Annotated in this window: 9 protein-coding genes; all 9 read left to right on the forward strand. The window is 48.9% G+C overall.

What is annotated here, in order from left to right:
• The 9 genes from CVT49_12145 (at position 1) to CVT49_12185 (ending at position 12,557) form a co-directional block, all read left to right on the forward strand.
• The gene (locus CVT49_12145) at positions 1-498 is read left to right on the forward strand and encodes a hypothetical protein (GenBank protein PKK82747.1); all 498 of its coding nucleotides are present in this window, start codon (positions 1-3) and stop codon (positions 496-498) included.
• A gap of 26 nt (positions 499-524) precedes the next feature.
• A complete protein-coding gene (locus CVT49_12150) occupies positions 525-1,190 on the forward strand; it encodes a hypothetical protein (GenBank protein ID PKK82748.1) in 666 nt (221 codons plus the stop codon).
• Positions 1,162-1,941, forward strand: a complete 780-nt coding sequence (locus CVT49_12155) for a hypothetical protein (GenBank protein ID PKK82749.1) — start codon at positions 1,162-1,164, stop codon at positions 1,939-1,941. The genes CVT49_12150 and CVT49_12155 overlap by 29 nt, the downstream gene beginning before the upstream one ends.
• A 288-nt stretch (positions 1,942-2,229) precedes the next feature.
• Positions 2,230-2,871 carry a hypothetical protein gene (locus CVT49_12160; protein PKK82750.1) on the forward strand — a complete coding sequence of 214 codons (642 nt, stop codon included), beginning with the start codon at positions 2,230-2,232 and terminating at the stop codon, positions 2,869-2,871.
• Entirely contained in the window at positions 2,792-3,607 is an 816-nt protein-coding gene (locus tag CVT49_12165; GenBank protein ID PKK82751.1) for a hypothetical protein, read from the forward strand. The genes CVT49_12160 and CVT49_12165 overlap by 80 nt, the downstream gene beginning before the upstream one ends.
• A gap of 242 nt (positions 3,608-3,849) precedes the next feature.
• Positions 3,850-7,377: a hypothetical protein gene (locus CVT49_12170; GenBank protein ID PKK82752.1), complete on the forward strand. Its 3,528-nt coding sequence runs from the start codon at positions 3,850-3,852 to the stop codon at positions 7,375-7,377.
• A 216-nt stretch (positions 7,378-7,593) separates the two neighbouring features.
• On the forward strand, positions 7,594-7,794 hold the full coding sequence (locus tag CVT49_12175) for a hypothetical protein (protein PKK82753.1): 201 nt from the start codon (positions 7,594-7,596) through the stop codon (positions 7,792-7,794).
• 21 nt (positions 7,795-7,815) lie between these two features.
• The gene (locus CVT49_12180; protein ID PKK82754.1) at positions 7,816-10,476 is read left to right on the forward strand and encodes a hypothetical protein; all 2,661 of its coding nucleotides are present in this window, start codon (positions 7,816-7,818) and stop codon (positions 10,474-10,476) included.
• A 311-nt stretch (positions 10,477-10,787) separates the two neighbouring features.
• On the forward strand, positions 10,788-12,557 hold the full coding sequence (locus tag CVT49_12185) for a hypothetical protein (protein ID PKK82755.1): 1,770 nt from the start codon (positions 10,788-10,790) through the stop codon (positions 12,555-12,557).
• The last annotated feature ends 169 nt before the right edge of the window (positions 12,558-12,726 follow it).

Below are 12,726 nucleotides of genomic sequence, written 5' to 3' on the forward strand. Positions count from 1 at the left end.
ATGGCGATTAAGAAAAAAAGGCGTATCAGTGTTGTGCTGGATATGACGCCTATGGTGGACATTACCATCCTCCTGCTTATCTTCTACATGACGACCACCAGCTTTAAACCGCCGGAGGCAAAGAAGGTTACGCTGCCTCAATCGCATTCGCAGATCGAATTGCCGGATAAAGACATTATCAATATTACCGTTACGAAAGATGATTCGATTTTCGTAGATTTCTTACAGAAGGAAGAGGTTGTCATTGAGGGGCAGAAATTGCTGACAACCGTCCGGAAGTATGCCGAAACGGATATCTATGATGTCTCTAACAAAATCAACTGGGCGCGCTCGAAGAATTTGAGGGCGCTGGTCGTGATTAAAGCGGATCGTGATGCCAGCTATGGTGTTATGGATAAAATCATGGAATCCATGAGAGATAATGCCTTGACGCGATTTCTGATTATTACTGATAATGAAATGGAACAGGCCATGTTGGAAGAACAGGCGGGAACATGATGACCCCTTTGAAAGGAGTGATATAAATGTCTGGTGGTGCAGTAGCAGAATCCAGTAGAGGTAAAGGGAAGGGTAAGGGTGGTCGTCGTCCCAAGCGCCGTATTCACATCAGAATAGATATGACCCCGATGGTCGATATCGTCATGTTGCTGTTGATTTTCTATATGGTTACCACGGTTTTTTCGATGCCTCAGGCGATGGAAATCAACCTCCCGCCGGAAGAGCAAACCGAGACGGTGGAAGTCAAGGAGTCGCGGCTTCTGACAATCAGGATTGACGGGGAAAATCATTTCTTGTGGAACATCGGCGACCCGGCCAAGAACCTGCCGCAGCTTTTGCCTTCGATCCGGCCGGCTGATGACACTCTGGGTTATCTGGTTGATCCCGATTCATTGAGGTTGCTGTTGAAAAATCTGAATTACGATATTGAGAAATTGAATACACTGATTTTGATTCGCGAAGATGCCAAGTACAGCTCGATGGTGGACATTCTTGATGAAATCGATCTTTTGGAAAGATCATGGAATGCCGCCAAGGCCAAGGAGCTTGGAATCAAGGTCGAGGATTTGGATAAGCCTGAGTACAAAGAGCAGAAATTCTCCTACCGTTATGCGATGGGCAAGTGGGAAGATACGGACGACCGTATCGTCGATTATGCCATGAATGCCCTTGCGACAGGAGGAGGTGAATAGTATGGCACGCGCTTTTTCGGGATTATACGGCGGTTATGGCGCCTATGAATTAAAGGCCAGGTATCAGCGCAATATGTTCATGGGGACGATGATTTGTCTGGCGCTGGTGGTGGTCATTGTCGGCGGGGCACTGCTTTACAAGGTGCTGACGTCGAGTGATGATGATATCCCAATGCAGGTCACGATTATCAAAACGGTGGCCGATCTGGGACCGCCGCCGACTATTTCAAAGCCCAAGCCGCAGGTCCAGGTGGCACAGCCCAATCGGGCCGCCCCGAAGGTTGGTATTCCCAAGCCGGTGGCTGATGATGAGGTGATCGATGATGATCTCGTCATTGCCTCCCGTGAAGAACTGGCCGATATCGTGGCACCTGATATTTCTCAGCAGCAGGATGACGCCGGCGGGCAGATCGTGGTTGATATTCCCGATGAGGAATATATGCCCGATATCAACGAGTTCGTTCCGGTCGAAGTCCCGGCCGAGATGATTTATGAGCATACGCCGGAGTATCCGAGACTGGCCAAACAGGCCGGTATGGAAGCGATCGTCTGGGTGAAGGCGCTGGTTGACAAAAACGGCGAAGTTAAGAAAGCCGTTATCTTTAAGTCATCCGGCTCCAAGGCCGGCTTTGATGAAGCCGCGGTGGCCGCAGCTTTTAAATGCAAGTACAAACCGGCGATTCAAAACGGACGACCGGTACCTATCTGGGTGGCGTATCAGGTCGAATTTACGCTGACCAACGCCAACTAGGGCCTCAGGGTTCGATAATTTCGAGGCACACCCTCACACAGGGTGTGCCTTATTTATTTCTGTTTTCATGCCATCCTGACTTTCCCATCCATAATTAAAATATTTTTGGGAAGAAACCCGGTCTTTATCGGTATTCCCGTTGAAGGTAATATTTTTGAATGAACAAGACGGCAATCGTATACGTCGATTAAACAGAGGCTGGTGTTTTCCATCGCTTCCCCCGCTGCCAAGGGACACCAATTCACAGCCGGCTATCGAGGTTTATATCCGTAAGGAGGAGGGTGTATTATGTCCGGTGAACCGATTAAAAGGCAGGCCGGGCCCAAATCGGGCCGTCGAAGCCGCAAAAAAAGAAGGATCCCCGCCCGGACCGACATGACCGCCATGGTCGATATTGTCATGCTGCTCCTGATATTCTATATGGTGACGACGGCTTTTATGATGCCGCAGGCCATGGAAATAAATGTACCGGAAGTCTCCCCCGATCCGCCGATAGTCCGATGGTCACGATTGCTGACGATACGAATTGACGCCGACAACCGCTTCTTCTGGAATGTCGGCGACCCGGCCGAGAATCTTCCGAAGCTTATTCCATCCGTTCGCGGCAAAGATGGCCCGGGTGCATATATGGTTGATTCCGATGCGCTTCGCTCGGTTCTCCGGGATGTTAATCGTCGGATTGACAATCTTAGTACACTGATAAAAATACATCCCGCGGCCAGGTACAACGCCATGGTCGATGTTCTCGATGAAATCGACTATATGGAGCGAGACTGGAACATGCAGATGGCGGCCGAGCTCGGCAAGGCGCTGGAGAACCTGACGAAGGAGGAGCGTTTTTCATATCGTTATGCCATCGACGATTGGGTGGGCACCGATGACAGAATTGCGACCGAAGCACTGGCGGCGGCCGGGAAGGGAGGTGAGTAGCATGGTTAGAACAAATGTGAATCCTTATGGGGCGATGGAACTGAAATTGTACTACCAGCGCAATATGCTGCTGGGGACAATTGTGATAGCGGCCATAGCACTGGCCGGAATCGGTGCAGCGCTTCTTGGGACATCAGCCGGCGATATTATCGTTATCGACCCGAATCGACATGTGGATACGGTGTCTGTTACCATAGTACCACCACCCACAATTATCAGGCCCCTCATACCAACACTTCCGGGAAATGCCCCAGCAATCAGCAGTCGAGTAGGCATTCCGGTCCCGGTAGCGGATGATGCTATGATTGATGATGATGTCTCGATTGCCACGGGAGATCAGCTTGCGATGATAAATTCGGACTCGATTCCTGATATCGGAAACGGATCAGGAAACATTGTGATAGATATACCGGATCAACCTGTTGTTGAATATCCGGAAATCAATGATTGGGTGCCATATCAGCACCTGCCGGAAATGATTTATGAAGCTGTTCCTGATTATCCAAGGCTGGCCAGGCAGGCCGGGATGGAGGCGTCAGTCTGGATCAAGGCGCTGGTGGATAAAAAGGGAAATGTGATTAAAGCGGTTGTATTTAAGTTTTCCGGGTCAAAAGCCGGGTTCGATGAGGCGGCGGTTGCTGCCGCATTTAGCTGCAAGTACAAACCGGCGGTGCAGAATGGTTATCCGGTCCCGGCATGGGTAACATATAAGGTGGAATTCATATTGAATAAATAAATTGCGACCGACTTCTGGCGGGGGATTGGTCGGGCGTCGCTGTTCCGTTTCGGCGGGCAGCGGCGTCTTTTTATATCATGGACTATTCATGTGCGGATTGCAACTCATTATGACCTGATCCACCATATAATGATTGACAAAGAAAGATATCTGTTTATATTAGACAGGTAGAGATATATTTGCGTCGGTAGGTTATAATTAAAGAAATTTTCGCCGTGAAATACATTTTGGAGGGATGCCAAATGTCTATCATCCATCGACTTAACCATATAACATCACTCGTTTTCATAATAATAATGTTTGTCATTATTGGTTCTGCTTCTGCCATAGACTCAGAATCATTGGTCGAACTGAAAATCGCATACAGGACAAATATTGTCCCCGGCGATATGGCCGGACTCAATATTTATCCGCTTGGAGACGATGTTCAGGTTTCGGAATTTGAATTAAGAATCGCTTTTGATGCTTCCGTTCTGAGCATCGCTGATGTTCTCCCCGGGCCGTTTTATGAGAGTAATGGTTGGGAGTATTTCGACTATCGGCTGTTACCGCCGGATCCATCCAGACCCGATTCACTATCAGGAATTGTCCGCATCAAGGCGGTGGCTGATCTGGCGGATAATGATGCAACCCCGTCGAGCCTATATTTGCCCAATGCCAGGCCGATGGTTAGCATAATATTTAATACAATTGAGGATCCGGCGCTTGCAGGAAGGCTGTATCCGGTCAGGTTTTACTGGACCGGGTGTGGGGATAATATTCTCTATTCCGGCGACAGCGATACGGTTTTTGTGTCAAATCTGGTCACTGACTATATCGGGGGTCAGTATATCACGGATAATACCCTGTTGCCGACCATTCACGGCGCGCCGGATGTCTGCCTTATCGGTGATAATCCGGACTGGGGGAAGACGGTCACGCGGGCGGTTGATTTTCACAATGGATATATAGCCTTCGGGCCGGATACGTTGGTGGAGCCGTTTGAATTTATGATTGAAAGGAAAAGTGCCATAAATCCGGGGGAGTCTTATGATATCGGTGTGTTCAAGACAAAGGGGACGGAATTATTAAGGGGATTTGATTTCCTGATTGGCTATGATTTAAGTAAAATGACATTCAATGGGTTCGATCCCGGTGAATTGACCCGGGATGACGGCAATTATCAGTGGGAATATATAACTTATCGATATGAAATCAATAATGATTGTATTGAGGATTGTCCTACCGGCCTGATTAGAATTATCGTCCTGGCCGAGACCAATAATGGGGCACATCATCCGTTGAGTCTGAGTTTGCCTGATGGCATGCGGCTGTTTACCCTCAAGTTTTTTGTTCCGTCGATTTTTAATATCATAGGAACCTTTTTGCCTATCAGCTTTTATTGGATGGACTGCGGTGACAATACCATTGCCTTTTCCTATCGGGATAATTCAGAATCAGTTTTGGCCGGAATATCCGAGAAAGTTTTTAAGTATGTTAAATATTTGATAAGTCATTATCAGGAGATAACCGATACATTGGCACAATTCCCGACCTATTTCGGGGCTCCATCGGGGTGCTTCGAAATGGCCGATCCTTTCCAACCGCTCCCGATTCCATTAATCAGATTTTACAATGGCGGCATTGATATTGTAGGCTGGGATGTCGATGCGATTGGTGATATCAATCTCAACGGAATTCCCTATGAAATAGCTGATATGATTTTGTTCGCGCATCAAATGACGCGGTGCAATTATGATCTTTTCACCGTTAATATTGACGGACAGAAGGCGGCCAGTGATGTCAACCAGGATGGGATTACGATGACGATCGAAGATCTGGTTTACATGGCCAGAATAATTGAGGGCGATGCCTTGCCGGGACAGCCGTTCGATTCGACTTATCCGGGGCAGATTCTTATCAATGAGTTCCCCGATGAAATCGATATCCATGGGACATTTTCCACTGACGTCGGCGGAATGCACCTGATGTATCTGCTTGACACCACGACGACTATTCTTAATGTCGAGGGTTGGCCGAGCCTTGAGGAAATGACGCTGGATTATAATATATGTTTTGATACGCTCAAAATTCTCGTCTATGATCTCGGAAACGGAAGCATCTCGGCCGGGGAATATACTGATCTCTTAAGAATTCATTATGCCGGCAAGGTTCCTGATCTCATCTCGATCACGGCGGCAGCGTATGACGGCCATAAGTTTGATTTATATATTGAAGAGCCGTTTCAGATTTATATCGAGACCGCAATGGATCAACTCCAGGGGCATACGACATCGATTGATGTCGTGAAGGAGAAAGGCTCCGGCAGAATTTATGGTTTTAATTTTCTGATTGGATTTGATCAGAATGCCCTGACTCTCAATGGAGTATCCGCCGGGGTATTGTTTGACGAGCAGGGGGACTATCAATGGGAGTATTTCACTTACAGTTATGTCGATAATGTGGGTTGCGGTGATGATTGTCCGACAGGATTGGTTCGAGCGGTCGCGATCTCCAACATTAATGACGGAGTGCATGTTCCACTAAGCAGGGACATTCCTGACGGCATGACATTATTCTCTATGGACTTTACGATTGCGAATGATTATCAATTATCCGGGACTTTTGTACCGATTGATTTTTTCTGGACGGACTGCGGCGATAATGTCATGTCATTCGAAAAATATGGTTATTATGCTGGCTATCCTAATTGTCTGGCTCATTCGCGAAAAGTCTATCGCTATGACAGCACACAATATTCTGAGGTAAGTGATATCACGACAGGATTTCCCACTTATACCGGGACGCAGGCGGAATGCCTGGTGGAGTTCAATCTGGAAGCCCCCATGCCGATACCCATTGTCGATTACTACGGCGGGGGTATCGGGATAATTATGCCGGAAGAAATACCGGCACGCGGGGATGTAAATCTTAACGGATCTCCCTTTGAAATTGCCGATGCAGTTGTATTCGGTAATTATTTTAGGGGTTGTAATTATGATGCTTTCACAATTGATCCAGAGAAACAGGCTCTGGCTACTGATATCAATATGGACGGGCAATTGCTGACAATTGCAGATTTTATTTATCTGATACGAATTATAGTCGGGGATGCCCTGCCCCTTGATTCAGTCCTTATTCCTTTTCATGGATGGATTGGCTTTTATGACGATGGTACCGCCGTTGAGATTGGAGCCTTATTCGATGAGGTGGTCGGCGAAATTTATCTGCTTTATAAATTGAATGGCGCTGTTATCCAGGATATTTCTCCATTGTCGGGCTTGGGAGAAGGGCATCCGAGTTATACTACTTGCGGAGATACCCTGAAGCTTTGGATTAGGTTTGATCCTGGGCTGCCCGTTGGTCAGCGGGAATTATTGCGGATAAATTATTCGGGAGGGGCGCCGGAGCTTATTTCAGCTGATGCTGCGGGAGTCTATGGCCGCAAGGTAGATCTTGATTGTGTTATTTTGGAACCGACCGGCACTGATGAGGCCCAGTCGCCCGCTTTGCCGACTATTTACAAGTTATATAACAACTATCCCAACCCATTCAATATGAGTACGCAGATTAATTTTGATCTGCCTGAGCAGGCCGAATGGAACCTTGATATTTTCAATATCGCCGGGCGGAAGGTACGGAATTTCTCCGGTTCAAATGAGGCCGGGACATATCGGGTGTCCTGGGACGGCAAAGATGATAATGGTGTCGAAGTCGGTTCCGGCATCTACCTGTATCGAATCAAGGCGGGGGAATTCGTTGACTCGAAAAAGATGATTATGCTTAAATAGCATGTTTTTCTCTCTCTCATTAGTCGGGCCGCTGTTTTTAGCGGCCCTTTTTATTAATTTATAAATCTATATATTGCGTACGATTAGCCCAATATTTCCATATATAGCCCACCCTTAAGAAAGTTTAAAAAATCGAAAAAAGCGGCTTGACAACTGCACATTTGTGCAGTATATATAATAGGAGCCGAAAATAATCAGACAAAGGAGAATAGACTGATGATAGATGACAACACCCGCTTTGTCTCTTTAGGGGTCCCGGCTGCTGATTTCGAAAGTGATGAATTCAGTTATAACCGGCCGGAAGAAGACAAATCAGCCATGGCTGTTGGCCATGCCTGTCCCGATTGCGGGGTGGGCCTGGTGCGCCTTGGCGCCTGTTTCAGTTGCCCATCCTGCGGTTATGGCGGATGCGGCTGATTTGGATATCTTTCCGGCCCCATGCTAAAGGGGGAGGAGATGAAGTTAAATGATTTACTCAGGTTTGGTATGCCGCAATCAATAATCGATGCCTGGAAAGCACGACAGGGGGAATACCTTCTGCCGCTTCAGGAGCGGGCCGTCAAAAACGGCCTGCTCGGTCTGCATGATGAGGATCACCCGGAGAATTTATTCATCTCGGCACCGACATCAGCGGGTAAATCATTCTGCGGTGAAATGGCGGCGATCGAAGCGCTGGTTAAACGGCGCAAGGCGGTGATGATGGTGCCGCTGAAATCGATTGCCGAGGAAAAGTATCGGTATTTCCGGGAGTGTTACCATTCGCTCGGTATCCGGACACTGATTGTTACCGGCGATCATCCCGAAAACGATGCCGCTTTTCAGGGCGGCAAGTTCGACCTGGCCATTGCCATATATGAGAAATTCAACCGTGCCTTGACGGCCAATCTCGATATTGTCCGGCAGATCGGTCTGGTCATTGTCGATGAGGTGCAGATGATATCCGAGCCGGAACGCGGTCCGGAACTGGAACTGGCGCTGGTTAAGATTCTTGGTTCGGGATACAATCCGCGTATTGTGGCCTTGTCGGCGGCACTCGATAATGAAAGCGATCTGGCCGATTGGCTGGGTTGCCGGGTTATCAGGGAGACGGTGCGCCCGGTTGATCTGCTTCTGGGGGTGGCGGTGGACGGCTCATTCAAATATCGCTCATTCAACAGTGGCCTCGAGGGGCAGGATGAAATAGATCTGAAAGGCGGCGACTGCCCGGATGAGAGCCTGATTGATTTTCTCAAATCGGATGATGGTCAGAAGCTGGTTTTTCTGAAATCGCGGCGGGATACGATCAAGGCGGCGCGCCGGCTGGCGGCGGCTGTTAAATGGGATGCCGCGAAGGAGACGGCGGGTGAGCTTGAGGATGAAGAATCAAGCTGCCTGACGCGAAGTCTGCGGCAGGTGCTTTCGCATGGCGTGGCCTTTCATAATTCCGACCTGACCGCCCATCAGCGGTCGGCGATAGAAGCGGGATACAGAAAGGGCGAAATCAAAGCAATTTTCACGACCACGACTTTGGCCATGGGGGTGAATCTTCCGGCGGAGACAGTACTGCTGGAAACGATGAAGTACTCATCGGGGCAGTATGGTTCCGGGCCGACGCTGGTGCCGATCAGTGCCGCTGAGTTTCAGAGTATCTCCGGGCGGGCCGGACGTTTCGGTTTGAAGCCGGAGCAGAAACCGGGGCGGGCGGTGGTCGTGGCCGGGTCCGATTTTGAAGGTGATGTTCTCTGGAATGAATATATCGACGGCGCCAAAGGAAACCGGCCATGTTCGGCATTGCAACCATCCGCTTTGCCCGATATCGTTCTCGATCTTATTGTGTCCGGATTTGGCCGCGATCGGACGTTACTTGAAAACAGCCTGTCATGTTTATTCCACTGCCGGCAGGGAGGTATCATTGAGCGGCAGCAGTTGGATGAGATTCTTGATCTGTTGATAGCCGGCCGTTTCATCCGGTCGTCGCTGGAAACAACACCGCTGGGGAAGGCGGTGGCCGAGTCGGGGCTTTCTATTGCTTCGGCGGAACATTACATGCAGTTTTTGTCACGGATGTCTCCCGTTTCCGACGTTGGCTGGCTGTTTCTGGCCCTGAGTGCGGCTGATTTTGATATATCGCTGGGTGGTCTGGATGGGCGGGAATATCGCGGGCGGGTTTATGAAAAACTGCTCCACCAGCAATTCGATGAATATGTGGGTGAGATAAACAAATTGATTGAATCCGAACTCGGCCGCGAGCCGCTTGATTTCAAGAAGGCGTCGGTTCTGAAGGCAGTACTGCTTCTCTCGGAATGGGCCGGCGGTATTGAAGTCAATCAACTGGAGCAGCGCTACCAGCTTCGTCATGGGCAGATTATCAAGCTGGCCGAGACGGCCGCCTGGCTGCTGGCTTCTCTGGGACGTATGGCGGATGCGTCCGGCTGTAATGGCGGTCTCTCCGGCCGGCTTGATGAGCTTGTCTTCCGCGTGCAGTTCGGTATTCATGGCGCGATGCACGAGTTGTACTACCTGGCCGGCGACCGGCTCCATCGAGGGCATTATCGATGCCTGTATGAAAATGATATTATTTCCGTTCGCGGGTTGCATGAAGCGGGAGCGGAGTATCTGGGGAAAATCCTGAAATCAGAAAAGAAGGCAGATGAACTTATCGACATGATAAAATCCATGCAAGAGGAGGATAAAATGAGCAGGAGTTTTGCACATCATCAGGTTGATACCATTTTCAATCCGTCACTGATTGAGCTTGACGGCGGATATGAAAAGGAAAGGTATCTGGTCAAGATTGATGGTTTCCCGGTCCGGTTGACCGGCAAATCATTCAAATATCTGGCCAAACTGGCATTCTCGAGGCTTGTCGATCGCGACGGCTGGGTTTACAAGGATGATATCGAATCCGGTTTCAATCAGGCCCGTTATCTGTATCGACTGAAACAGGAATTGAAAGCGGGGGGCGTTTCCTGGTCGATTTTTGAGAACAATCGGCTGGGATATTATCGTCTTTCGCTGGACCCCTCGAAAATACGGCTCAATTTGAGTAACTTCAAGAATCACTATGACTTCGAGTTGCGCAAGATGGCCGACCAGCTGGCCCTTCGCGCGGCCTCATAAATATGCGGAACGAGCAGCCGGGGTATGCGGTTTAAATAAGTAGAGATAGCGCTCAAAATGATTATCGGCCCGGTTTAGTAAATTTAGCCGAAAGCCGATACGAGATAAAAAGGAAGCAATGACCGTGAAAAGGAAGCCGCATACCCCGCCGAGAAATATTGCACCGGAACGGATACTTCCAGACTTTCCGGCGAAGGCCGGGATTTTTTATTTTGGGTCGACTGTGCCAGGTAAGCTGCTAAATTATAATGACATAGCCAGCTATGCGGCCGTCGGTAAAAAATCCTTAGAACGGCTGTTATTGCCAATAGATGACACCCGTGGAGAAATTTGTGAAATCAGGAATTAATCGCAATAATACTGCAAAGGCTATTTCCGAGCATCTTTTGAATGAATTAAGACGTCGGGTCGAAGCCGAGAAGGACCTGACAAAAGAGGTTCGGGAGCGCTGTTTTATGGAAATCGATCGGCTCGAGCAATTGTCCGATGCTTCGGTCGAATATGGCGCCACCCGGCAGTATATTGAATGGTTATTGTCGATCCCATGGAATACTAACAGCAAGAAGCGAACGGATTTGAAGAGGATAGAGCGGCACATTGATCAGGACTATTTCGGATCGCAAAAAATTAAAAGAAAAATACTTGAGCGAATCGCCATTCGGAAACTGACCGGGAATAAAAGTATCAACTCGATTCTTTGTCTGGCCGGTGTTCCGGGAACCGGCAAAGCTTCACTGGCCAAGGCCATAGCCAAAGCGATGGGCAAGGAATTTATTCGGGTGTCGATTGGCGGCCTGACCAAAGTTTATGATATCAAGGGCTCGGTCCGGACATATCTTGGCGCCATGCCGGGGGTTATAATTCGAACATTACACAATGCCGGCACTTCCGATCCGGTAGTTTTAGTTGAAGACATTGATCATCTGGGCGGGGACTCGGCGACGGTTCTGGCGATGACACTGCTGGAGGCCATTGATCCTCGATATAATTGCCGGTTTCTGGATAATTACATCGGGTTCCCTATCGATCTGAGCAATGTTTTCTTTATTTGTGCCGTTAAATCATCGGAGGATATTCCCGAGGTTTTCAATCATCGTTTTGAGGTTATCGAACTGCCCGGGTATATTGAGAAGGAAAAGATACATATTGCTCTCAAGTATATTATTCCGTCGGTCTTAAAAAATCACGGCCTTTGCGCAAAGGATATAGTTTTCAGCGATAAGGGTTTGCAGAAAATCATACGGAATTACACTCTTGAAGCGGGACTGCTTCACCTTAAACGACAGATTGAAATCATCTGCCGTCATGTGGCCAAGGAAAAAGCGTCAGGTGTTAAAAAGATCTGGATGGTGAACGAAAAAACCGTCGGTTCTTTCCTCGGGACATCTCAGTACACTCTGGAAAAGCCGGGAGACACACCCGAAATCGGCGTTGCCATCGGTCTGGCCTGGACCGGACAGGGCGGTGACCTGATGATCATCGAGGGGTTACGCATGAAGGGGAGCGGTGAGGTGATAACCACCGGATCGCTGGGCGACGTGATGAAAGAATCGATCCAGGCGGCGCACAGCTATGTTCGCTCAAAGGCTGATGTTCTTGGTATCGACCACAATGATTTCGACAATTTCGACATCCATATTCATTTCCCGTCCGGGGCCATTCCCAAAGATGGGCCCTCGGCGGGCGTGGCCGTTTCGCTGGTCATCGCTTCGGTGATGGCCGAACGTCCCATTCGCAATGAAATTGCCATGACCGGCGAAGTGACTTTGCGCGGTAAAGTGCTTCAGGTCGGCGGGTTAATCGAAAAAGTATCGGCGGCATATCGGGCCGGTATCCCCACGGTTTTTATTCCGAAGGAAAACAAGAAGGACCTGAAAGATTTGCCGTCGGACATTCTGAAAAAGACCAGATTTGTTTTTATAGAAAGCGTCGATGATATTTTTGCCCGGGGGCTTCTCGATTTTATTCCCTCCAGCTATACCCTGGAGAAGCTTTTCGCCGAGGAAATGAAAAAGGCGAAAAATCGAAAGAAAGGCAGTGGCGCGCGCAAAATCGCCGCCAAAGGCCGGAAGAAGAAATAGCGCAAATTCTCTCCAATCGCATCCTTATCAGGCCAGAAAAATATCCGGTGGCCATCAGTCGGTCATCACTATCTGGTCTTCCCCTAAAAAAATGGACACATAGTTAAGATAGGGTAGCCGCCCGTTCGAAGTCAACTGGATTTTTAAAACCCAGGCTCGAATGACGGCG

The sequence above is a fragment of the candidate division Zixibacteria bacterium HGW-Zixibacteria-1 genome (assembly GCA_002838945.1).
GTDB lineage: Bacteria > Zixibacteria > MSB-5A5 > GN15 > PGXB01 > PGXB01.

Excerpts from the sequence above, each read along its gene's own strand:
- CVT49_12165 (PKK82751.1), top strand. The coding sequence starts at position 2,792 with ATGCCATCGACGATTGGGTGGGCACCGATGACAGAATTGCGACCGAAG.
- CVT49_12145 (PKK82747.1), top strand. The coding sequence starts at position 1 with ATGGCGATTAAGAAAAAAAGGCGTATCAGTGTTGTGCTGGATATGACG.
- CVT49_12170 (PKK82752.1), top strand. The coding sequence starts at position 3,850 with ATGTCTATCATCCATCGACTTAACCATATAACATCACTCGTTTTCATA.
- CVT49_12160 (PKK82750.1), top strand. The coding sequence starts at position 2,230 with ATGTCCGGTGAACCGATTAAAAGGCAGGCCGGGCCCAAATCGGGCCGT.
- CVT49_12185 (PKK82755.1), top strand. The coding sequence starts at position 10,788 with ATGACACCCGTGGAGAAATTTGTGAAATCAGGAATTAATCGCAATAAT.
- CVT49_12155 (PKK82749.1), top strand. The coding sequence starts at position 1,162 with ATGCCCTTGCGACAGGAGGAGGTGAATAGTATGGCACGCGCTTTTTCG.
- CVT49_12180 (PKK82754.1), top strand. The coding sequence starts at position 7,816 with ATGCTAAAGGGGGAGGAGATGAAGTTAAATGATTTACTCAGGTTTGGT.
- CVT49_12175 (PKK82753.1), top strand. The coding sequence starts at position 7,594 with ATGATAGATGACAACACCCGCTTTGTCTCTTTAGGGGTCCCGGCTGCT.
- CVT49_12150 (PKK82748.1), top strand. The coding sequence starts at position 525 with ATGTCTGGTGGTGCAGTAGCAGAATCCAGTAGAGGTAAAGGGAAGGGT.